Source organism: Paenibacillus sp. FSL P4-0127 (assembly GCF_038007325.1).
GTDB lineage: Bacteria > Bacillota > Bacilli > Paenibacillales > Paenibacillaceae > Fontibacillus > Fontibacillus macerans.
Window position 1 is genome coordinate 2954789 of record NZ_JBBOWY010000001.1, and the last position, 24989, is coordinate 2979777.

The following is a 24989-nucleotide window of genomic DNA, read 5'->3' on the forward strand; positions in this document are numbered from 1 at the left end:
TGCGGATCTTGTAAGAAGGGGAAGGGTACTCGTAGTAGAACAGAAGAGGGAATGGGTATGGGGGGGAAAGTTTACGGCCCGCCTTTAAAGTCGTTCTGACCTTATAATCCATTGAATAAGAACACGACTTTAACGGCGGGTTGAACCCCATACCCATCCTCTGATCGCTCTAACGTAGAAGTCAGAGTCATAAAAGGACGCCGTTAGGCGTTTTTCTTATGGTTTGCGCCGCCGGAGGATCAAAATAGTGCTATAACGAAGCAGGATAATGTTTGTTCCTCTTTTTGCGAATAACTTATAATTATTGTAAACGTTTCATCAGACCATTCGCTGGAAGGTTGGTGCATGTGAAACATTTTCCGGCTGGAGGAATGCAACATGATTAAAGTGCTAATTGTCGATGATGAACCGAAGCTGCGCGAAGGACTTCGTACGTTTATCGATTGGAATGCGCTCGGGTACGATGTGGTTGACACGGCCGCAAACGGCAACGAGGCGTTGGATAAATATAGGCGGCATCATCCCGGCTTGGTTGTGGCCGATATCCGGATGCCCGGGATGGACGGTTTGCAGCTGATCGAAAAGCTGCGGAGCGAGGATCCGCAGCTTCATATCTTGATCCTCAGCGGTTATGCGGACTTCAGCTACGCCAAACAAGCGATAACGCAGCGGGCCGACGGCTATTTGCTGAAGCCGGTCGACGAGGATGAGCTTAAGGAATATCTGGCGAAAATCAAAAAGGCGGTCGAGGAAGAGACCGCTTCCGAGGAATGGCGGCATGTTACGGCGGAGTGGACCCGCGAATCGCTGATCCAGTCCGTATTGGCGGGTACGGATGAGCAGCAGACGGCGCCGCTGTATGAGCGGGCCGGAGAAGTGGGGATCACGGGCAAGGCGTATCAGGTTTTGCTGGTGGCCGTACATGCCGAGGATGACGCCGATATGAGCGCAGGGGACCCGGTGAGAAAAAAACTGGCCCACCTGTTTGAGGATACCGGGCGGGGGTGGGTGTTCGGCATTCAAGCCAAGCTCGGCGTGCTGTTAAGGGAACCGCTGCTCGCTGTGGAATACGAAAGCGTATACAGAGAGATCCGGGAAGAGCTAAACGGCGCCGGAGCGGAATTTACCGCGGCGCTGGGGAACAAGGTCGGCTGTCTGCCGGACATCCGCAGCTCTTACCTTGAGGCGTGCGAACTTATTAAGCTGCATTTCTTTTTGGATCAGGGCGCCATACTTTCCCCCGAAGCGCTGCGGAGCGGGGCGCCTGCGGAATTGCCGGACTCCTCGATCGAAGAGATCGGCGAGCAGCTGTATTATGCCCTGGATATCGGGAATCGGGAGGCGGTGAAGTCGCTCGTTCGTAAAGCCGGGCGGACCCTTGCCGCCGGCGGGTATCCGGAGAAGGAAATCAAGCGCCGTTTTGTGGAAGTGTTGACGTCGATTCTCGGCAGGGCCTTGAAGCAGTCTTCCGCTTTGCAGGACCGCAGCAAAGAATTTTCCGATTATATATCGGAAATACACAAAATGCGGACGATCGAGGGGCTGTACGAGAAAACGGAATTCCTGCTGCAGCAAATCATGCATCAGCTGGGCGAAGGCGGCAAACACCGCGAAGTGAAGATCATGCTGGATTTGATTCACCGCAATTTCAACGAAAATTTGAAGCTGGAGACGTTGTCGGGCATTTTTAACTATAACAGCGCTTACCTGGGCAAATTGTTCAAAAACGCCACCGGGGAATATTTTAATACTTACTTGGACAAAGTGCGGATCGAAAAGGCCAAGGCATATCTGGAGGAAGGGCTGAAGGTGTACCAGGTGGCCGAGAGGGTCGGTTATACCAACGTCGATTATTTCCACAGCAAGTTCAGAAAATACGTCGGGACTTCCCCGTCCGCATACCGCAAAACAGCGAGCAATGTGTAAGGAAAATGGCGCAGGATTGGATGAAGTGCCTGAAGCCAAAGCAGCGAATGTTGGTTGAACAACGAACATCGCTGCTTTTTGCGGTTAAGCCGGGGAGAAGGGACAAGCGCGGCTTTCTGATACATCCAATTGTACGTACAAGATAATTTATTGAATGCGTTGTATAGAGGGCGTTTAATAGTTTTAGACTTTTTATTTTAAACAAATCCATAATAAATACGGCATAAAATCGCTAAATCCACATTTTTAACATCATTTAATAGGTACGTACATAGATTCGGAAAAACAAATAAAATATTGACATGTACGGACAATAGGATTAGTATTTTAACCATAAGCATGAAGATTATGGGTTTGAGAGGAGGCTGGTTCCAAAGTCAATGTTTTTGTAAGGGGTTACAAACGGGGTTGTTAAAGCATGATTTTGACCTGCATGTATGTACATTACACGACTGCACAGAAAAACAAAGCTGGAGGGGAATAGGTTGAGAAAAAAATGGACGGTTACGTGTATCCTTGTTTTTGTGGTAAGCGCTTTATTGGCGGCTTGCGGCAGCGGTGCCGATAAAAACACGATCAGCTTTTGGACGCCGCTGACCGGGGATGACGGGGCTTACATGGATCAGCTCGTCAAAGATTACAACGCCACCAATCCGGAGTTTAAAGTCAAACATATCGTAACGGCGGACATGTATACAAAGATTTCCACCGTGCTGAATACGGGAAAAGGCGTGCCGGACTTGGCCATTATCCATGCCGACCGCGTGCCCGGCTACGTCAAGCAGGGAATGCTCGAGCCGATGACGGCCGTCCTGGGGGCGCAGCCTGAAATCAAAGAAGCCAATTATTTGCCGCAGGCGTGGGCGACCGGCAATATCGGCGGAACGCAATATACGGTGCCGCTGGACATCCACAGCAACGCGATGTATTACAACAAAGATCTGCTGAAGAAATACAATGCGGAATCGTTCCTGGACGATAACGTCGTCACGATCGATGAGATGCTGTCGCTTCAAGGAAAGCTGGACGAAGGCGATTATGTCGTAAACGACGCTTTGCTCGGCTGGGTGATTCTGGCGCAGGTGCAGAACCTTGGCGGGGACATTCAGCAGGACGGAAAACCGGCCGTAAATACGGAGGTGATGAAGCAGGCGTTCGAAAACGTCAAAAAAATCGCCGACGCGGGGCTGATGACGCCGTTTGGCGAAGACGGCTACCTGATGTTCCAATCCGGGAACGTGCTGTTCTCCACGGACGGAACCTGGAGCTCGACGGCGCATGCCGCGGTGGAAGGCCTGAACTTCGGCGTGACCAACATTTACTCCCCAACGCCCGAGAAATTTACGAACCGGGCTTCTTCCCACCTGTTTGCCATGCTGAAAAACGATGACCGCAGCGACGAGAAAGAAGCGGGCATCGGCGCCTTCCTGGAGTTCATTCGCCAAAATTCCATGGAATGGGCGAAAGCCGGCCAAATCGTCGCCAGCAAGCAGGTGATCGAAAGCCCGGAGTATCAAACCTACATCCAATCCTTCTTCACGTCCAACGAGGAGGAGATTAAATCCCTTTACATTTACACCTATGAATATTATCCGTATGTGGCCGAGGCGGTGGATACGTACGCGGCCGATATCGTCCGCGGCAACGTCGGCATCGACGAAACGCTGCAAACGATGCAGAAATACGTGGAGGATAAAATCGCGGAAAGCAGCAAAGCGGCGGAGTAGCACGCGATGAAAAACAAAAACAAACTTGCGCCCGTTTTTTTTGTTGGTCCGCACTTCATTTTGTTTGTCATTTTTGTTTTCGTGCCGACGATTTACGGAATTTATGCTTCGTTTACCCAGTGGAATCTGATGAACGATCCGGTATGGGTCGGGCTGCAAAACTATAAAACGATCCTGTTTGACGGAGATTCGACGTTCTACAACCAATTCCGCAACGGGCTGAAAAACACGTTTATTTTCGTCGGACTTAGCGTTCCGATTTTGATCGTGCTTCCTTTGCTGATCGCCGCCGCGCTGGAGCACAAAAAAGTGAAGCTGAAGGGCGTCATCCAGTCCATCCTGTATGTCCCCGGCCTGATCTCGATTTCGGCGGCGGCGCTGATCTGGCTGCTCATCTTCAACAAGCAGCTCGGGATCGCCGGGAACGTGTTCGGCTCGGACGTGGCCTGGGCGGCCAATCAGCCTTATGCCTGGATCATCATTATCGTCATTACGGTATGGGGCGGCGTCGGCGGGAACATGATCATTTACCGCGCCTCCATTAACGGGGTGGCCAAAGATTTGTACGAAGCCGCCGACATCGACGGCGCGGGAGCGGTCCGCAAATTTTTCAGCATCACCCTGCCGTCGATCCGCTTTCCGGTCATTTATACGTTTGTGATGACGACGGCCGGCGCTTTTAACGTATTCGGCCAACCGCTGATGATGACGGACGGGGGGCCGCGGCAAAGCACGCACGTCCTGATGATGTATATCCGCCAGCTCGCCTTCGGCAACGGGGAATCGATCGCCGGGATGGCGTCCGCGATGGCGGTGCTGCTGGGGCTCGTTATTTTGGTCATATCGGCGCTGCAGTACTATGTGATGAACCGGAACGCTGCATAATCCGGGAGCAACGAATGGAAGAAAAGAACAGGGGGTGTCAACTCGCATGGAGAACCGCGCGCCAAGCGAATTAAGCCGGCTTCCGGGTCCGGGGATCGGAACGGGCTCCAAACGCATATCCTTCACCGTTTCCGTTTCCCAGCTTATCGCTTATCTGTTTTTAATCGCGCTGTGCGTCATTTGGGTCGTTCCGGTAATCTTCGGCGTCACCACATCGTTCCGCTCCCAATCGGAGGTCGTGTCCACCGGGTTCAGGCTGCTGCCTGCCGAGTGGATTGTCGATAACTACGTGACGATTCTGGAAAATACGTCAACGGCGCCCATTTTGCGCTGGCTGATCAACTCTTTATATATTGCGGCGTTTCATACCTTTTTGGTGATCGTCGTCATTTCGCTGACGGGATACGGTTATTCCCGCATGAACTTCAAAGGCAGAGACACGCTGTTTTTCACGCTGCTGGGCATCTCTTTTTTTCCGGCTGTCGTGAACCTGATCCCATCCTATAAAATCATCGACGCGTTAGGCTGGGTCAATACGTCCTGGGCGATGATCGTTCCGGGGCTGGCGGGCATGGGCAACATCTTTTTGGTACGGCAGTTTATGAAAGGAATTCCCCATGAGCTGGACGAATCCGCCCGCGTCGACGGGGCCGGCGATTTGCGGATTTATTTTTCCGTGATTCTGCCCTTAATCAAACCGGTGCTGATCGTGTGCGGCTTATTTTCGTTCGTCGGGTCCTGGAACGATTTCCTTTGGCCGGTCATCGTGTACACCGATGTGGTGAAGATGCCGGTGACGGCGGGGCTGCTGCTGCTGCAGGACATTTACGGCAACTACCGGATGATCGGGCAGCTCATGGGGTCGGCGATTCTGGCGATCATTCCGACGTTCCTGCTGTTTGTGTTCGCGCAAAAATATTTTTTGCAATCGATCAATCTGAATTCGGGGATTAAGGGCTGACGGTTCGATAATCCATTCGATTGCAGGGGGAGGACTATTCATGGAAATAAGAGCGTTTGGCAGGTGCCTGATTATGGTTTTGGCGTTCGCGATGCTGATGCCGGCCGCGGCTTCCGCCGGCAGTTTGCCGGCGAAAAAGCCGGGAAAACCCCCGGCGTTTACGAACGTCTCCGTGCACGATCCTTCAATCGTAAAGGACGGCGGGACGTATTACGTGTTCGGTTCGCATATCGAAGCGGCCAAATCCGCCGATTTGCTGAATTGGGCGACGTTCACGAACGGGTATGAAACGCCGGGCAACGCGCTGTACGGGGATTTATCGGAAAATTTGGCCGGTTCGTTCGCCTGGGCCGGGGAAAACGATTCGGACAGCAAAGGCGGCTTTGCCGTCTGGGCGCCGGGCATTATCCGGAACGAGCATTTCGTCAATGAGGACGGCACGACCGGGGCTTACATGATGTATTACAGCGCGTCCTCCACCTATATCCGTTCGGCGATCGGGCTGGCGGTATCGAAAAATATCGAAGGACCTTACAAGTACGTCGATACCGTCGTATATTCGGGTTTTACGAAGGATGAAGCGTACGATGCGGACAGCAAGGTGAACAAAAAATGGACGAATACGAATATCGGAAGGCTGATCGAAGACGGAGATCTCGCGGGCGTGAACACGAGCTGGTTCAAGACCGACGGCTCCTATAATAACGCACTTTATCCAAACGCGATCGATGCCGCACCGTTTTTTGACCGGGACGGGAAGCTGTGGATGGCTTACGGCTCCTGGTCGGGCGGCATCTTCCTGCTGGAGCTTGATCCGGCGACAGGCCGGCCGGTTTATCCCGGGAAGGACGGGACGACGGCGGACGGCCGGATAGTCGACCGCTATTTCGGCACGAAAATCGCCGGCGGGCACACGAAGTCCGGGGAAGGCCCGTACATCGTTTATGATCGGGAGGCCGGCTACTATTATTTGAACGTGTCGTACGGATGGCTCGGAGCAAACGGCGGATACAACATCAGGCAGTTCCGCGCTTCGCGCCCGGACGGCCCTTACGTGGATGCGGCGGGCCAAAATGCGGTACTGCCGCCAAATACGGAAAACTCCGCTTACGGCATCAAAATGATGGGCAACTTCCTGTTCCCGCGGGAAATCGGAGAAAGCGGCACGGGGATCGGCTACGGTTATGCGTCCCCAGGGCATAATTCGGTGCTGTATGATGAGCGGACCGGCAAATATTTTCTTGTGTTCCATACGCGTTTTCCGCAAAAAGGAGAGCTGCACGAGCTTCGGGTTCACCAGATGTTCCTGAACCGGGACGGTTGGTTTGTCGTCGCTCCGGAGCGTTATGCCGGGGAAAATCTGCAAACGGTGAAGGCATCCCAGGTGGCCGGCGATTATAAATTCGTCAACCACGGGTTGGCCTACTCCGGGGATATCGTTAAATCGGTGAACATCCGTCTGAACAAGGACAACACGATTAGCGGCGATGTGACGGGGAAGTGGCAGCTGTCCGGCAAATACGAGGCGACCCTTGACTTGGGCGGTCAGGTCTTTCGCGGCGTATTCGTCCGCGGCTGGGACGCCGATTTGGGCGGCGAAACGCTGACTTTTACGGCCATTTCCGGCAAAGGGGAGTCCGTATGGGGAATTCGGCAGCCGGATATGTCCGACCGGCAGGTCATCAAAGCGGTGGTTGAAGACTTGGATTTGGGGGATACGAGCCGGGTGATGGCCAATTTGAACCTGCCGGGGCGGGGGACCCGCGGCGCTGCGATCGCATGGAAATCTTCGGACCCGGGCGTCATTTCCGATACCGGGGTGATTTATCCGCCGGAGGTTGGGGAAGCCGCCGCGACGGCCAAGCTGACGGCGACGATAACGAAAGGAAAAGCTACCGCCAGCAAAACGTTCGCGGTTGTGGTGGCTCCGATCGATCCGGAGTACGGTTTGCAGGCGCGGTTTTCTTTTGAGGACAATTTAAGCGATTCCTTTGGCCAGTTTGGCGAAGGGGTGGCGACCGGCGACCGGATTGACCGTACAGGCGGTACGATCGCTTATGCGGACGGCGTTGACGGCAAGGCGGCGGTGTTCGATGGAAATTCCGGGATCAAGCTGCCCGGCGGACTCATTTCCGGAAACCGTTATTCGGTCTCATTCTGGGTCAACCCGCAGCAGTATACGCAGTTTACGACGACGTTTTTCGGCGCGAATTCCACATCAAGCTGGATCAGTCTGGTGCCGGAATCGTGGGACAACAACACGATGCTGTGGTCGGGCGAAGCCTGGTACGACGGGGCGACCGGCGCCAAGCTCCCGTTGAACGAGTGGCACCATGTCGCCTTCACGGTCGATGAGGGTACGGTGAAGGTCTACATCGACGGGGAGCCGAAGTTTGCCGGCACCGGATTCCCCGACGTATTCACGACGGAAGCCGGCACATTCAGCTTGGGCGTAAACTGGTGGGACCCGCCGTTCAAAGGCCTGCTGGATGAAGTGCGGGTGTATAACATTCCGGTCACGGAGGCCGTGATCAAGAAGCTCGCGCAAGCGAAAGGATGATATATAGAAAGCCCAGTTGGACGTTGGCAGCGGCCGTTTTCCGAGTGCGGAAAGCGGCCGTTTTGGTATTGGGCGGCGGCTGGCGATTCCTAACGTTTTGGGGATATTTCTCTGCTTCTTTTCCCAACCCAGTGTCCAAATATGCTAAAGGAATAAAGGACCAGTGTATTTATGATAACCATGGTTGGTTTATACTCATAGATATACTCTACAACGCCGTCGCGTCTCATTCCAGTAATTTCGCTCACATTAACCCAAACGCCTAGGTCTTCATTGAGATCCCTGTCGTTAAGGATGCTGTTAACCGAGCCTTGCACGATTATCCCTTTTGTTCAGGGAGAAGAGGAGGAGGCTAATCACGGTCCTTTCATTTTTCCCCGGTGTCTTGTCCCATTCCTCCCGTCAAGTCTGCCTCACTTCCTCAAAACCTCCTTCTCCTAAATCTCTTCTCCTAAACCTCCTTCTCACAAACCTGTCTAACGATCACGAACATATCTGCTCCTTCCAAACCTATTTTCTTTTCCTGAATGTAACTTCCTCTCTGCTTCCGGATCAAACGGGATAATCGTGCAAAGCGTCCGGACAGCGGATGTTGATCTGCCGACCAGCCCTCATTTGCTTGATCCTTAAAATCGTCCTTTAATTTCTTGTTGATTAAATTCTTGGATTTGAGAAAGCGGCTCCTTAAGCGGATAATCTAGATTTTTACATGAAAACATGACTAATTATCGTTGTATAAAGCGCTTTCGGACCATTGTATGATGGGGGGGATGAAACGGAAGCGGTTTTGGAACGCGTGATTTGTGCAGCGCTTACAAACCGGAAATTCAAAATGAGATGGGGTCGTGACATGAGTTATCCTTATCAAAACCCGGATCTTCCGCTAATGGAACGGGTGAACGATTTAATATCGCGTTTTACGCTCGAAGAGAAAATCGAACTGATGTGCCAATATCAAACGGATATTCCGCGCCTTGGGGTGAACAAATACAAGCATGGCACGGAGGGGGCGCATGGCGTGGCCTGGCTTGGCGAAGCGACGGTGTTCCCGCAAAATACGGGGCTGGCCTGTACCTGGAACCCCGAACTGCTGCAAAAAATCGGCTCCGTCATCGGGGACGAGGCCAGGGTTTACTACCAGCGCGATCCGGCCGTTAACGGGCTGACGATTTGGGCGCCGACGGTCGATATGGAACGGGACCCGCGCTGGGGGCGCACCGAAGAGGCGTACGGGGAGGATCCGCATTTGACCGGTGCCTTGACGACCGGGCTGGTCAAAGGTATGCAGGGCGATCATCCTTTTTATTACAAAGCTGTGGCAACCTTAAAGCATTTTTACGGCAACAATAATGAGGTGGACCGCGGAAGCGCATCGGTCAGCATTGACCCGCGGAACAAGCGGGAATATTACTTGAAGGCGTTTGAGCCGGCTTTTCGCGACGGGCGCGCAGGTTCGATGATGACGGCGTACAACGGCATCAACGGCACGCCGTGCAACTTTAATCATGAGGTGAACGAAATCGTCAAAGGCGAATGGGGCATGGACGGCTTCGTCGTGGGCGACGCCGGGGATGTGCTCGGCACCGTGATGGATCACCATTACGTGGACTCTTACGCCGAAGCGGTCGCCGGCTCGATTAAGGCCGGCATCGACAGCATTACGGATGATCAGCCGATCTCGCAGCAGGCGCTGCGCGATGCGTTGGAGCGGGGACTGCTGACGGAGGCCGATTTGGACCATGCGCTGCGCAATACGTTCCGCGTCCGCTTTCGGCTTGGCGAATTCGATCCCGCGGAGCGGAATCCGTACAGCCATGTGCCGGAATCGAAGCTGTGCGCGCCTGAGCATGCCGCGCTGGCGCTGGAAGCGGCCCGCGAATCGGTCGTGCTGCTGAAGAACGACGGGCTGCTGCCGCTGGGCAAGGACGCGGCTTCGGTGGCGGTGATCGGCCCGCTGGCGGACGAGGCGTTCACCGACTGGTACAGCGGCACGCCGCCGTACCGCGTAACTCCGCTGCAGGGCGTAACGGAGAAAATGAACGGCCGTTCGGTGCATTTTACGACGGGGCTGGATCGGATTCGCTTGCGTTCGGCGGCTACCGGCAAATACGTCGGTATCGCCGCCGGCGAAGAGGGCGGAGCTGCTCTGGCGGCAAACTGCGAAGACGCGGAACAGGCCGAAGTGTTCGAGCGGAACGATTGGGGCTGGGGACAAATTACGCTGCGGGCGCTCAGCAACGGGAAGTTCGTAACCGAAAGCGAATCGGGCCGGCTCGAGGCGACGGCGGACGAGGCGCGCGGCTGGTTCGTGAAGGAAGCGTTCGGGTTCGAGACGCAGGAAGGCGGCTCCGTGCGGATACTGTCGTGGGAAGGCAAGCCGGTGTCGGTAGACGTCCGGGGATACATGAACGTCGAAGCGGACCAGGAAAAGGGCCCCGGTGAAACTGAAGAAGCCGTAATGGTTGGCGCTGGTGCAACAGTTGATGCGGAAGCCGCGGTAAGCGAGGGAGCCAACTTCGCCAATAGAGGAGCCGCTGCCGGCATATATGACGGATTTATCGTTGAAGTGGTGCAGAGCGGTTTGCAGCAAGCCGCCGCAGCGGCGAAAAACGCGGAAACGGCGATCGTGTTCGTCGGCAACAGCCCGTTCATCAACGGAAAGGAAACAATCGACCGGCCGGACATTACACTGCCGCCATCCCAGCAGGCGCTGATTCAGGCTGTTAAAGCGGTTAACCCGCGAACGGTTGCCGTCATTGTCGGCGGGTATCCGTTTGCGGTGAACTGGGAGCAGGAGCATGTCCCGTCGATCATGTTTACATCCCATGCAGGACAAGAGCTGGGGCATGCCGTGGCTGACGTGCTGTTCGGCGGCTACAACCCGGCGGGCCGGCTCAATATGACCTGGTACAAGTCGGCCGATCAGCTTCCGGATATTATGGATTACGACATTATCAAAGGAAAGCGGACCTATCAATATTTTGACGGAGAAGTGCTGTATCCTTTCGGACATGGGCTGAGTTACACGACGTTTAGATATGAAGGATTGTCATTGAGCCCTGCTGAAATCGGACAGGACGGTACCGTCACCGTGTCGGTGAACGTCCGGAATACCGGTGAGCTGGACGGGGACGAGGTTGTTCAATTGTATGTCCGGGCCGAAGCTTCCCGCGTCCCCCGGCCGCTTAAGACATTAAAAGGCTTTAAACGGATTCATTTGGCGGCCGGCGAGTCCAAGACGGTAATACTTGAATTAAAAGCATCCGAGCTCGCTTTCTGGGATGTGACCCGCGAACGGTACTGTGTGGAAACCGGCGCCTACACGATTATGGTCGGCCCGTCCTCGGGGAAAATCGCGGCAGCGGCAACGCTTCGGGTCAACGGGGAGACGGTTCCGCCGCGTTTGCTCCGCGAATCGGTCAAAGCGGTGAATTACGATAATTATGACCGGGTCTTTATCGACGAATGCCGTGAGGGCGGGGAGAGCATCCGCACCGTTCAAGACAGCGGCGGCTGGATCGCGTTCCATGATGTGGATTTCGGCACAGGGGCGTCAGAGTTCGAGGCGAGAGTTTCGGGGCATCTCAAAGGCGGGGAGATCGTTGTTACGCTCGGTTCGCCGGATGGGGAAACCGCCGGAACGTGCCGGGTGCTGCCGACCGGCGGCCGCCAGGCCTGGACGACGGTGACCGCGCCGGTAACGGGGGCGGCGGGCCGCCGCGACGTATACCTTCACCTCAAAGGTGAGGTGCAGATCAGCCGGTTCCGTATCCGCTAGGGTAGCAGGGGACGATAAGGGCTGAGAAATTGGCAACTATGAAAAAGAAACGACTGCCCCGCCGCCATACGGGCCAAGCGCGCTGCTCCGCCGCCATCATACAAGCGTGCCGCCCCCTGCCCTAAGCCTCGACCGGCTCCTGCAGCTTTTTGCGGAACTCCGAAGGCGAGCAGTTCATCGTCTTGCGGAACACCCGGATGAAGTAGCTGATGTTGTCGTAGCCGACCTCCAGCGCGATGTCGGAGATTTTCCGCTCCGGCTCGCGCAGGAGCTCGGTGGCCTGGCGGATGCGGTACGAGTTGATGTAATCGATCGGCGTCTGCCGGGTCATCGACTTGAAGAAGCGGCAAAACTGCCCTTCGCTCATCGGAATCAGCGCGGCGAGTTCGCCGAGGCGGATCGGATGGCCGTAGTTTTGCTGGATGTGCAAAATGACCGTTTTCAGCCGCTCGATTTTGGACGATTCGCTGCGGCTGCTGGCTATGCGGCTGACGGCACGGCCTTCGGCGGCGATTTCGGCCAGCATCAAATACAGATGGCCTTTCACCGCGCCTTCGTACCCGGGCGTTTCGTTGCTGCAGCTCCGCATCATCGCGAGAATATGCTCGAGCAGCGCGATTTCATAAGGCTGCTCCCGCCGGATATGGCGGGGGAACGTCGCTTTCCGTTCCTGGAGAGGGAGGACGAGATTTTCCTGGACCGCGTCATAATGGGCGCTGGCCAGCAGCTGCGTATCGAACACGAGGGAGAAAAAAGTGCAGCCTTGCTCCCCAAGCGCATGCGCGGCGTGAATGTCGCCCCCGTCGATAAACACCGCTTCCCCGGCGCGAACCGGAAAATAATCGGTGTCGACCTGGAACAGCGTTTCCCCTTCAAGACAGTAAAAAAACTCGGCTTCCTCGTGCCAGTGGCAGTCGATGACATGCTCGCCCGGCCCGAAGCGGTACCAGTATGTGCCGAACGGCAGGCGCTCGGTGCCGTGGCTTTTGTTCTCGTGCAAAGAGCGGCGCAGCGCTTGGTCCATGTTCGTTCACCTCATCAATATAGTGTTATATTATCGTCGAATTATGTTAGTTTATTATAATGCGTATCAGTATAATGCAAGTATAGAACGTTTTTCATTTTAAAACAATGCGCTAGAGGAAGGACGGTAATGGAAAAATGAAATTTACCGATGGCAACTGGCTGATTCGCGATGGCATTACATTGTCTCCCGCGGTACAAGCATACGATTTCCGAGCCCAAAACAACACGCTGATCGCTTCCGCTTCAACGACGCCGCTGCGCGGCCGGGGCGATATGATCAATACAACGCTGCTGACGATGCAGTTCCATTCCCCGCTTCCCGGCGTGATCGGCGTCAAGCTGTTCCATTTCGCCGGGGTTGTTGACCATGGCCCGCACTTTGAATTGAACGAAGGCGGCGCCCATGTTGAAATCACCGAAAACGAGCAATATGCCGAACTGAAAAGCGGCAGCCTGAGCGTCCGCATCAACAAAGGCCCGCAGTGGTCGGTCGATTTCTACCGCGAAGGCGAGCGGATCACCGGCAGCGGCTTCAAATCGATGGCGCATGTGACGGATTCCAACGGCGACGCGTATATGCGCGAGGAGCTCGACCTGCGCGTCGGAGAATGGGTTTACGGCCTGGGCGAACGTTTTACATCGTTCCTGAAAAACGGTCAGGTTGTCGATATCTGGAATAAAGACGGCGGCACCAGCTCCGAGCAGGCTTACAAGAACATTCCTTTTTACGTCACCAACAAGGGGTATGGCGTACTTGTCAACGATCCGGGAGCGGTTTCGTTTGAAGTCGCTTCGGAAAAAGTGAAAAAAGTGCAATTCAGCGTTCCCGGGGAATCGCTGGAATATTTTGTGATCGACGGTCCCGAGCCGAAGGACGTGCTGAACAAATACACCGATTTGACGGGCAAACCTTCGCTTCCCCCGGCCTGGTCCTTCGGCCTTTGGCTGACGACCTCGTTTACGACCGATTACGATGAAGCGACGGTAAACTCCTTCGTCGACGGCATGGCGGAGCGCGATCTTCCGCTGCACGTTTTCCATTTCGACTGCTTCTGGATGCGGGAATTCCATTGGACGGACTTTAAATGGGACGAACGCGTTTTCCCGGACCCGCAAGGTATGCTGAAGCGCCTCAAAGAAAAAGGGTTGAAAATTTGCGTGTGGATCAACCCGTATATCGGCCAGCGCTCCCGCCTGTTTGAAGAAGGCATGAAAAACGGCTACTTGGTCAAAAAAGCCAACGGCGACGTTTGGCAATGGAACCTGTGGCAGCCCGGCATGGCGCTCGTCGACTTCACGAACCCGGCCGCTTGCGAATGGTTTGCCGGCTACCTGCGCGAGCTGGTCGACATGGGCGTCGATTCTTTCAAAACCGACTTCGGCGAGCGGATTCCGACGGACGTCGTTTATTCCGACGGATCCGATCCGGTGAAAATGCACAACTATTACACGTACCTGTACAATAAAGTCGTATTTGAAGTATTGGAAGAAAAATTGGGCAAAAACGAAGCCGCGCTGTTCGCCCGTTCCGCAACGGTCGGCGGCCAGAAATTCCCGGTTCACTGGGGCGGCGACTGCTACGCCGATTATGAATCGATGGCGGAAAGCCTGCGCGGCGGCCTGTCGCTCGGACTCGCCGGCTTCGGCTTCTGGAGCCACGACATCGGCGGATTCGAAAACACGGCCCCGGCCCACGTATTTAAACGCTGGCTCGCCTTCGGCCTCCTGTCCAGCCACAGCCGCCTGCACGGCAGCAGTTCGTACCGGGTGCCGTGGGCGTACGACGATGAAGCGGTGGATGTGACGCGATTCTTCACGAAGCTGAAATGCCGCCTGATGCCTTACATGTTCGATACGGCGGTGCAAGCCACGCAGCAGGGCGTGCCGACGATGCGGGCGATGTTCCTGGAATTCCCGGACGATCCGGCCTGCGACACGCTGGACCGCCAGTACATGCTCGGCGACTCGCTGCTGGTGGCCCCGGTATTTAGCGAAAAAGGCGATGTAACGTATTATTTGCCGGAAGGCAAGTGGACGCATCTGCTGACCGGGGAAACGGTCGAAGGCGGAAAATGGCGTAAAGAGAACCATAATTTCTTCAGCCTGCCGCTGTTCGTTCGCCCGAACTCGATCCTGGTCACCGGAGCGAATGATACTCGTCCGGATTACGATTATGCGGACGGCGCAGAAATCGGTTTGTACCAGCTTGCCGACGGAGCCGCGGTATCCCGCACGGTGCGCAATGTCAAAGGGGCCGCGGAGCTGAACGTGACGGCAGCCAAGAGCGGCAACGTTGTGACGCTGAGCGCCGAAGGCGCAGGCAAGCCGTTCCGCGTAGCGCTGCACGGCATGGGCGAAATCGCTTCCGTCCAAGGCGGAACCCTGGCCGCGGACGGAACGATCGAAGTAGCCGCGTTCACCGGCAAGGCGGAGCTGCAAATCGCCTTGAAATAATGCTCGATTGCCTGCCGCGGCGATGGCGCGCAGGTGTACAATTAAACACGGACAGGCGGACCGTGCGAACGGCCGCCTGAAAATATCCCCTTTTCCCCTTGGCAAGAGGGGATATTTTCCTTTTAAGGAGACTAAGGAGGAATCGCTTATTCCAATGTTCAGTAAAATCGTGCAGTTCACGAACAATTTGAAACTTAAGCACAAGCTGCTTATCTCCTACATCGTTGTCGTGATGATTCCCGTGTTGATTGTCGGCGCTGTCGTAACCGCTTATTTCCGCAATCAGGCGATGGACCGGGCGATCGCCCAGACCGTCAACAACGTCGAAAGGGTGAAATCGCGCGCGGCGTCGATGCTTCGCGTGCCTAGCGACATCTCGGATATTTTTATGCTGGATAAAAAACTCGAAGCCCTCGTCACTACCCGGTATCCGTCGGTGCTTGAGCTGACCAAAGCTTACTTGGAATATGACGATTTTCGCGCATACGTAAGGCTATACCGGGAAATTTCGGGGATCCGGTTCTATTTTGACAATCCGACGTTAATCAACAATCTGGAGTTTATACCGGTCGATGAACGGACCGCTTCGGCGAACTGGTACCAAAAGGCGATGGCGGAAAAAAGGATCGGCTGGTTTTACATTAACGACAAAGAGGATGAGGAGCTTCCAGTCCACAGGCTCAGCCTCATCCGCCGGATTTCGTTTGAAGGCACGCGGAAAAGCGGAGTGCTTATGGTCATCCTGAATCAGGACGAATTGAACCGGATGCTGCAGCAGGAGCCTTTTGAAACGTTTATCGCCGATGAGCAGGGTTATGTCGTGGCTGCGAAAAACCCGGCGTTGGTCGGGACAACGCTGGAATCGCTCGATTTCGGCACCGATTTGCGGAACCTGCAAAAAGGGACGTTCAAGGCGGATGTCGGGGACGCGCCTTCCTATCTGGTGGTGGATACCTTGATTCCTGATTCCAGTATGAACGGGCTGAAGATCGTTTCCGTGTTCACGACGGAGTCGATCGTCAAAAGCGCCAATGCGGTCAGTCTTTTCGGGTTGGGCATTATTTTGCTCGTCCTGCTGATCGCTCTCGTATTCGTTTATATCGTTTCTTTTTTGACCACAAACCGGATGCTGCGGTTAAGCCGCCATTTAAACCGGCTGGCGCTCGGGGACCTAAATGTCGTATCCCCCATAGACGGGAACGATGAAATCGGGCAGCTGTCGCGCCAATTCAACTACATGGTCGGCAGCATCAACCGGCTGATGCATCAGGTGGTGGAAAAAACGGAGCAAAACAACGCTTTGGAGCTGGCGCAGCGGGAAATCAAGCTGAAAATGATGGCCAGCCAGATCAATCCGCATTTTCTGTTCAATGCGCTGGAATCGATCCGGATGAACGCGCATCTGAAAGGGGACAAAGAGATCGCCAACGTTGTGCGCCTGCTTGGGAAAATGATGCGGAAAAGCCTTGAAGTCGGCCGGGAAAGCGCGCCGCTTAAAGAGGAATTGGAGATGGTGCGCTCCTACCTGGAGGTCCAGAAATTCCGCTACGAGGACCGCTTGAAGTACGAGCTGCGGATCGATCCGGCGGCTGAGGACATCCGGGTGCCGCCGCTCATTATTCAGCCGCTGGTAGAGAATGCCGTCGTTCACGGCGTGGAGGGCAAGGAGGACGGCGTCAACGTGGAGGTTAAGGTGGAAGTGAAAGAAGCGCTGGTGCATGTGACCGTCAAAGACAACGGGATGGGAATGACGGCGGAGCGTCTTGCGGAAGTGAAGCGTTCCATTTCCGCCGCCGAGGAATCGCAGCGGACGCGGATCGGCCTGCGCAATGTCCACCAAAGATTGGTGTTGTCCTATGGAGAGGAGCACGGCCTGCATATCGCCAGCACGCCCGGCTCCGGAACGGAAATCGCTTTTACGATCCCGTCCTGACCGCGATCTTTGGATTTTCGCCGGACGATGTCTAATTTTTATATGGTTTTGTTTGAAATCTGTCGGGTATTACCGTTTTCCCCCTTCACTTATGATAGAACTATAGAAATGAAGGGGGGACTGGAACCTGTGGAAACGCTGTCATCAAAACCTGGAACTAATGTAAGCGTTGCCCCTGAGCCGTTGAAGAAGCGGAGAAAAGGTACCTGGCAGAGTTTAATGCAGCAAAAGTATTTATATTTGATGTCCATGCCGTTTGTCATATGGTTGTTCGTATTTAACTATGTTCCGATCTGGGGCTGGACGATGGCTTTTCAGAACTATAAACCGGCCAAGTCTTTTACTGAACAGAAATGGGTAGGGTTCGATAATTTCGTGGACCTGTTCCAGGACGAAAGGTTCTATCTCGTGCTTAGAAACACGCTGGCCATGAGCGTCATGGGACTGATCGCCAATTTTATTTTCCCGATCGCTTTTGCGGTGCTGCTCAATGAACTGCGGGGCAAACTTTTCAAGCGTACGGTGCAGACGGTTTCCTATTTGCCGCACTTCGTATCCTGGGTCGTCGTGGCCGGGATCATCACGAAAATGCTCTCCATTGACGGAGGGGTTGTCAACGAGCTGCTGATGGCGCTTCATATTACCAACGAGCCGATCCAGTTCATGGCGCAAGGGAAATGGTTTTGGGGGATTGTAACCGCTTCCGACGTATGGAAGGAAACCGGCTGGAACGCCATTATTTATTTGGCGGCGATTACCGGGATCGACAAGGAGCTTTACGAAGCCGCCCGCGTTGACGGGGCCGGGCGTTTCCGGCAAATCTGGAACATCACCCTGCCGGGGATCCGGACGACGATTTCGGTATTGCTGATCATGTCGATCGGCCATCTCATCGGCATCGGCTTTGAAAAGCAGTTTCAGCTCAGCAACTCGCTGGTTACCGATTACTCGGAAGTGCTCGATATATACGCCTTAGAGTACGGCATCAATATCAGCCGCTTCTCGTACGGTACGGCGATCAGCATGTTCACTTCGGTCGTAGGCATCATCCTGCTGCTCGTGGCCAACGGCATTATGAAGAAAACGACGAAAGAAAGCATTATGTAGGGGGAGGGAACATAGATGGCGAGCAGCAAAGCGTTTAACCTCACCAGAGGCGAAAAAGCATTCAATGTATTCAATATCATTCTAATGTCGGTCATTTTGGTCATTACGTTGTACCCTTTCCTGAACGTGCTGGCGATTTCGCTGAACGATTCCACGGATACCGTTCGGGGCGGCATACATATTTGGCCGCGCGAATTTACCTGGAAAAACTACGCAACGATTTTCGGCTATACCAGCTTGATTCAGGGCTTCAAAATTACGATATACCGGACGGTGCTCGGCACCGTGCTAGGGCTGATCAGTTCCTCGATGCTGGCCTACACGCTCAGCCGGCCCGATTTCAAATCGCGTAAATTCGTGTCCACGTTCCTGGCCCTGACGATGTACTTTACCGGCGGCCTGGTGCCGACGTACATGCTGATGCGCCATCTCGAGCTGATCGGGACGTTTTGGATTTATATTTTGCCCACGTTAGTCAGCGCCTTTAACGTATTCGTCATCCGCTCGTTTATCGACGGACTGCCGTACGCGCTGCAGGAATCGGCGAAGCTCGACGGGGCCAACGATTTCACGATTTACTACAAAGTCATCCTGCCGCTGTGCAAGCCTGTTTTGGCGACGATCGCCCTGTTCCTGGCGGTTGGCCAGTGGAACTCGTGGTTTGATACGTATTTGTACAACGGCAGCAAACCGCATTTGACGACGCTGCAATTCGAGCTGATGAAAATACTGCAAAGCACCAACCAAGGCGCGAATATGGCCAACGCCAACGATTTGGCGAATCAAATGGCCCAGGTGTCGCCGGAATCGATTAAAATGGCGATCACCATCGTCGTCACGGTTCCGATTCTGGTGGTCTATCCGTTCCTGCAGCGCTATTTTGTGGACGGGATGACACTGGGAGCGGTTAAAGCCTAAGATGATTGGCTCTCAGCCGGTAGACACAGGTCTATATAGGTTGAACAGAAATACGGAAGCTAGGCAAGAGTGTGAAATGATTCTGAAGAAACTAACAGCTTTCTGGAAGAAAGCTGCATCGGAAGCATATGCTTGGTCGCCTTTGTGACCGGATTTCTACCTTGTATGAATCTACTTAATCAAAGAAATCTGGGGCGGGCAGCGATTGTAAGAACATTTCACACTTCTGCCCTGATCCGTACAATCAATAGTTCAACTAATATAGCCTGTTATACAATATATTTTTTTGAATAAGAATACGGGGGGAAAGAAGATATGAAATGGAAAAGCCCTAAAACCTTCGCGGCGATTTTGCTGGCCGGCACCTTGCTGGTCGGGGGCTGCGGCAGCAACAACGGCGCGTCCGGCAATACGAAGGGCTCCGGGGGAGAAACGGGCAATGATACGAGCCCGGTCACCTTTACCTTCTTCGGCGCTGACGCCAGCCCGAACTGGAACAATATGCAGGACGAAGTGGGGAAAGCGATTACGGAAAAAACCGGCGTGACGATCGAAGCCGAGTTTGACGTGGGCAGCGGCGGCGGCGACAACAAAATCGCTTTGATGGCGGCCAGCGGCGATGTGCCGGACCTGATTTTCGCCAAAGGGAATCTGTCCAAACTGGTGGATGCCGGCTATATTGTGGATATGACCGAACTGATCGATAAACATGCGCCGAACATTAAAAAGATATTCAGCGAAAACATGAACCGTCTGAAATACAGCAACGAAGATCCGGCGATTTATTCGATCCCGACCAACGTGGGCGTGGACCAGCAGTATTTTGACGCCGGCGGCGGGTTTGAAATCCAGCAGCGCGTTCTGAAAGAGCTCGGATACCCGAAGGTGCGCACGGTACAAGACTTTGAAAACGTCCTCAAGCAATATGTGGAAAAAAATCCGACCACGGACGGACAGCCGACGATTCCGCTGACGCTGAACGCCGACGACTGGAGAATCATGATCACCGTGACGAACCCGGCGTTTATCGCCACCGGTGCTCCGGACGACGGCGAGTACTACGTGGATCCGCAAACTTACGAAGCGAAGCTGCACTATAAACGTCCGGAAGAGAAAGAATACTTCCGTTGGCTGAACCATATGTACAACGAAGGTCTGCTCGATAAAGACACGTTTGTGCAAAAAGACGACCAATACAAAGCGAAAATCGCCAGCGGCCGCGTGCTTGGCCTGATCGACCAGGAATGGGGTTACATGGATGCCGAAAACGCGCTGAAATCGGCCGGCAAAGACGAATACACGTACGCCCATTTCCCGGTTACGCTGAGCGAAGAATATAAGGATCACTCCTTCCAATCCGCCGGCGTTGACGGTTACGGCATCAGCATCACGACCGCCTGCAAAGATCCGGTGCGGGCGATTAAATTCATCGACTGGCTGTCTTCCGATGAAGGCCAGGTTCTTGTAAACTGGGGGATTGAAGGCAAACATTACACGGTCGACGAGAATGGCAAACGCGTTATACCGGAAGAGATTACAGATCGTAGAGTAAATGATACGACGAATTTTACAAAACAAACCGGTCTCGGCAATCCGGACGGCTTGTACAAAATTTTTGGCGCCCGCTACGGCGACGGTGTTAAAGATCCTTCCGGCAATTATTATACGACCAACTTCCCGGAACAAATCGTAGAAAACTACACCAAAGCCGAGAAGGAAACGCTGAAAGCTTACAACGCAACCACCTGGAAAGACTTATTCCCGCAAGAGGACGATTTCCCGGCTAAAGAATGGGGCGCTCTGTACAACATGCCGGTTCCGACCGACGGGGATTATCAGGTTATTTTCCAGAAAACGCAGGACATTGTCCGCAAACGGATTCCGGAAGCCATCTTGGCCAAGGAAGCGGACTTCGACAAGGTGTACGACGCATTCCTCGCCGAGTTGGACAAAGCCGGCGCTCAAAAGATGGAAGCCGAATATACCGAACTCGTTAAGAAGAGAGTGGAACTGTTCACCGGCAAAGATTTGCAATAAATTAGGATCACCGGAATTGCCGCAAATATGAAAATTAACGTAAAGGCCCGTATTTTCATCGGGCCTTTTCTGCGGATTTATCGTAGAATTTAGAAGTATACACGTATAGTCAATAATTCAACTTATTATAAAATTGAGAGAAGGTGGCCAAACTGGAACGTTCGGCGGAAGCAGAATGGAAGTTATGGTATAAGCAGCCCGCATCGCGTTGGGAGGAAGCGCTTCCCGTAGGCAACGGGCGAATCGGCGGCATGATCTACGGCGGAGTGAAGCAGGAGCTTATCGCTTTAAACGAAGACACGCTCTGGTCGGGTTTTCCGCGCGACACGCAAAACTACGACGCGCTGCGGCACTTAAAAAAGGCTCGGGAGCTGATATTTTCCGGGAAATATAAAGAGGCCGAGCAGTTGGTTGAAGCCAAAATGGTCGGCACGGGGACCGAAGCGTATCAGCCGCTTGGCAACTTAAAGCTGGACCTGCTGGAGGACGTTCCGGCGGTTTCGGATTACCGGCGGGATTTGGATTTGGACGCGGGGGTGGCGACCGTTTCGTACCGGCTTGGCGGGACGGTCTACACTCGCGAGGTGCTGGTCAGCGCGGAGGACCAAGTGCTTGCGGTACATATTCGCGCCGAAGGAGAGGGGACTATCGACCTTTCGGCATCGCTTGATTCCCCGCAGGTGTTCCAAACGAAAGCGCTCCCGGGGGAAGCGGGAATCGTCATGACAGGGCGCTGCCCCAGCCATATTGCCGACAATTACCGCGGCGACCACCCGCAATCCGTCTTGTATGAAGAGGGATTGGGGATATCCTTTGAAGCGCATGTGCAAGCGCTGACGGAAGGCGGGACCGTCTGGACGGACGAATCCGGCCGGCTGATCGTCCGCGGAGCGCGGGCGGCGACGTTTTTGCTGGCCGCGGCGACTGATTTTGCCGGTTATAAGGTCATGCCCGGAACGGGGATGGAGGAAGGCGAACTTGTCAAAAAATGCGGCACCGTTTTGAAAGCAGCAGCTTCGCTGGGCTATGAGCGGCTGCGGGAAAGACATATCGCGGATCACCGCGGTTTGTTCCGCCGCGTCGAGCTGCGGCTTGGGGACACGGTACCACCGGTGTTGCCTGCCCATGGGCGGCTTGGGAGCGGTGAGCCTTCGAAGCTGTCTGCCGGCGAACGGTCTGGGAGCGGGAAGCCTTCGGAGTTTCCTGCCGGCGAACAGCTTGGGAGCACGGCGCTTTCGGAGTCTCCTGCCGCTGAACGGCTTGGGAGCACGGCGCCTTCGGAGTTTCCTGCGGCTGAACGGCTTGGGAGCACGGCGCCTTCGGAGTTTCCTGCGGCTGAACGGCTTGGGAGCACGGCGCCTTCGCAACTGCCCACCGACGAGCGGCTCGAAGCTTATCGCGATGGAGCGCAGGATCCGGGGCTGGAGGCGCTGTATTTTCAGTACGGCCGTTACTTGCTGATGGCTTGCTCCAGGCCGGGGACGGAGCCGGCCAATTTGCAGGGGATCTGGAATCCGCATATTCAGCCGCCCTGGAACAGCGGGTATACGACCAATATCAACGCGCAAATGAATTATTGGCCGGCGGAGGTGGCCAATTTAAGTGAGTGCCATGAGCCGCTGTTCCGGCTGATCCGGGAGCTGAGCGATACGGGGGCAAGGACAGCGCGGATTCATTACGGCTGCCGGGGATGGACCGCTCACCACAACGTCGACCTGTGGCGCCAATCGACGCCGACGGACGGCCAGGCCAATTGGGCGTTTTGGCCGATGGGCGGCGTATGGCTGTGCCGGCATCTTTGGGAGCATTACGAATTCACGATGGATGATAAGTTTCTGCGGGAGACCGCCTATTCGCTGATGAAAGGTGCGGCGGAATTTTGCCGGGACTGGCTGGTCCCCGGCCCTGACGGGCTGCTGACGACGGCGCCGTCGACCTCACCGGAAAATCAGTTTTTAACGCCGGAGGGCGAAAAGTGCAGTGTATCGGCGGGAACGACGATGGACTTGACGCTAATACGCGAGCTGTTTGCGCATACGGTTCGGGCGGCGGAAATTTTGGGCGTGGATGAGACGTGGCGCCGCGAACTGGTGGAAACGGCGGAGCGCATGGTCGGGCCGCAGGTAGGCCCTGACGGGAGGCTGCAGGAATGGAGCGAAAACTTCGCCGAACCGGAGCCGGGACACCGCCATGTCTCGCATTTGTACGGGCTTTATCCCGGCGATTCGATTACGGTGCGGGATACGCCCGAAATAGCGGAAGCCGTGCGGAAATCGCTTCAGCACCGGATTCAAAACGGCGGCGGCCATACCGGCTGGAGCTGCGCTTGGCTGATCAATCTGTACGCGCGTCTGGGGGACGGAGAAACGGCGCACCGGTTCGTGGAAACGCTGCTGTCCCGTTCGACGTATCCGAACTTGTTTGACGACCATCCGCCGTTCCAGATCGACGGCAATTTCGGCGGGGCGGCGGGAATCGCCGAAATGCTGCTGCAAAGCCATATGAACGGCATCGATTTGCTGCCGGCGCTGCCCAAGGCCTGGGCGTCCGGCCAGGTCCGCGGCTTGCGGGCGCGCGGCGGATTTACCGTCGATATCGTCTGGGAGAGCGGTGGGGTCGCATCGGCCTGCATCACATCGGCTGTCGGCGGATGGTGTACGGTGCGCGGCCTAAACGGGCGGCGCGTTCATCTGCCGGACGGAAGCACGGCCGGGGACGGGGAGCGCTTTTGGACCGAAGCGAATACGCCGTATTTGATTCAATAGGCAGATCCGACTGGTGAAGGCTAGCGGACCTGTACGGCCTTATTTGCCTGAAAAGCCGCCCTTTTTATTTCTAACGGGGGGAGCTTGTTATTTGTGCGAAAAAGACCGCAACCTTACGTATTTGTGCCAAATAAGATCGATGGTGTCCGTTACACTTTGAAAACTGTTGATTTCGCCGAAATAAGGTCACTGCCGTTCGTTAGGATTAGGCTCATCAGAGTAACTTACCAGAGTAAACCATTAGGCTAGTATGAACCGAACTACTGCAAGACTGCAGTTGCTCGGAAAGATCGGAGTATCGTGTCGGAGCATCGTGCGGGAGTATCGTGTCGGAGCATCGTGCGGGAGCATCATGCCGGAGGATCGTGCGGGGGAGACCAGCATTTTTGCAGCATTGCGACTGGCGGAATTCTAACGGTTGTAACAGCCGCTATTTTAACAAAAAAGTCCCCTTCTAAATTCTAACGGTTGTCAGCGCCGTTATTTACTCTAATTCAGGTGAAATTAGCCTAATTTAAGTGGAATAAGCGCTATGACAACCGTTGCTATGAACGTTTTTGTCAAGCCCTCCGTGTGAGAGGTGCCTGAGCACGTGGCGCGAGAGCAAAAATGCGAGCGACGGTCGGCACGCTGCTATCCGTGGGTTGGTACCACATGTTATGCCTTCGTCAAGGAGAGCTCTTGCAAGCTAGAAGCGCACGTTCAGTTACTCACCTAGTGCAAACGGTTGACGCAAATTCTCTCCCGGAACCTTCGTTTGCTCCCGGGCCTCGTGCTCAGGCGTGAGCTTGTCAAGCGCTTTTCTTGACAAGCGGTTAGGTTCAAATCAACACTTTTCCTATTCCTCATTGGAAATGAGGAACGCCTCACGGCGAGTGTGGGGGTGCAGGGGGCAACGCTCCCTGCGTCTCC

Annotated in this window: 13 protein-coding genes; 12 read left to right on the forward strand and 1 reads right to left on the reverse strand. The window is 54.8% G+C overall.

The features are described 5' to 3' along the window. The first annotated feature begins 378 nt into the window (after positions 1-378). The 6 genes from NYE74_RS13250 (at position 379) to NYE74_RS13275 (ending at position 11837) form a co-directional block, all read left to right on the forward strand. Positions 379-1926: a response regulator transcription factor gene (locus NYE74_RS13250; protein ID WP_340928496.1), complete on the forward strand. Its 1548-nt coding sequence runs from the start codon at positions 379-381 to the stop codon at positions 1924-1926. Between the two features lie 437 nt (positions 1927-2363). After that, positions 2364-3653, forward strand: a complete 1290-nt coding sequence (locus tag NYE74_RS13255; RefSeq protein ID WP_445323400.1) for an extracellular solute-binding protein — start codon at positions 2364-2366, stop codon at positions 3651-3653. Positions 3654-3659: 6 nt separating this feature from the next. Further along, entirely contained in the window at positions 3660-4538 is an 879-nt protein-coding gene (locus NYE74_RS13260; protein WP_278739012.1) for a carbohydrate ABC transporter permease, read from the forward strand. 46 nt (positions 4539-4584) lie between these two features. Beyond that, positions 4585-5499 carry a carbohydrate ABC transporter permease gene (locus tag NYE74_RS13265; RefSeq protein ID WP_340928494.1) on the forward strand — a complete coding sequence of 305 codons (915 nt, stop codon included), beginning with the start codon at positions 4585-4587 and terminating at the stop codon, positions 5497-5499. A 91-nt stretch (positions 5500-5590) separates the two neighbouring features. Continuing rightward, on the forward strand, positions 5591-8059 hold the full coding sequence (locus NYE74_RS13270; RefSeq protein ID WP_340930532.1) for a LamG-like jellyroll fold domain-containing protein: 2469 nt from the start codon (positions 5591-5593) through the stop codon (positions 8057-8059). Between the two features lie 850 nt (positions 8060-8909). Then, on the forward strand, positions 8910-11837 hold the full coding sequence (locus NYE74_RS13275) for a glycoside hydrolase family 3 C-terminal domain-containing protein (protein WP_341004852.1): 2928 nt from the start codon (positions 8910-8912) through the stop codon (positions 11835-11837). A 121-nt stretch (positions 11838-11958) separates the two neighbouring features. Here NYE74_RS13275 and NYE74_RS13280 read toward each other — a convergent pair whose 3' ends face one another. Next, complete coding sequence (locus NYE74_RS13280) at positions 11959-12861, reverse strand: AraC family transcriptional regulator (RefSeq protein WP_270619349.1); 903 nt, start codon at positions 12859-12861, stop codon at positions 11959-11961. A gap of 137 nt (positions 12862-12998) precedes the next feature. Here NYE74_RS13280 and yicI point away from each other — a divergent pair, with 137 nt between their 5' ends. From yicI to NYE74_RS13310, 6 genes are all read left to right on the forward strand, one after another. Further along, positions 12999-15317 carry an alpha-xylosidase gene (gene yicI, locus NYE74_RS13285; RefSeq protein ID WP_270619348.1) on the forward strand — a complete coding sequence of 773 codons (2319 nt, stop codon included), beginning with the start codon at positions 12999-13001 and terminating at the stop codon, positions 15315-15317. Between the two features lie 154 nt (positions 15318-15471). After that, positions 15472-17250: a sensor histidine kinase gene (locus NYE74_RS13290; protein ID WP_270619347.1), complete on the forward strand. Its 1779-nt coding sequence runs from the start codon at positions 15472-15474 to the stop codon at positions 17248-17250. 129 nt (positions 17251-17379) lie between these two features. Then, positions 17380-18357 (forward strand): ABC transporter permease, encoded by a 978-nt coding sequence (locus NYE74_RS13295; protein ID WP_270619346.1) that lies wholly within the window; start codon positions 17380-17382, stop codon positions 18355-18357. A gap of 15 nt (positions 18358-18372) precedes the next feature. After that, entirely contained in the window at positions 18373-19275 is a 903-nt protein-coding gene (locus tag NYE74_RS13300) for a carbohydrate ABC transporter permease (RefSeq protein WP_270619345.1), read from the forward strand. A gap of 315 nt (positions 19276-19590) precedes the next feature. Then, a complete protein-coding gene (locus NYE74_RS13305) occupies positions 19591-21312 on the forward strand; it encodes an ABC transporter substrate-binding protein (RefSeq protein ID WP_340928492.1) in 1722 nt (573 codons plus the stop codon). 143 nt (positions 21313-21455) lie between these two features. Continuing rightward, positions 21456-24077 carry a glycoside hydrolase family 95 protein gene (locus NYE74_RS13310; RefSeq protein WP_341004853.1) on the forward strand — a complete coding sequence of 874 codons (2622 nt, stop codon included), beginning with the start codon at positions 21456-21458 and terminating at the stop codon, positions 24075-24077. Positions 24078-24989 lie beyond the last annotated feature (912 nt).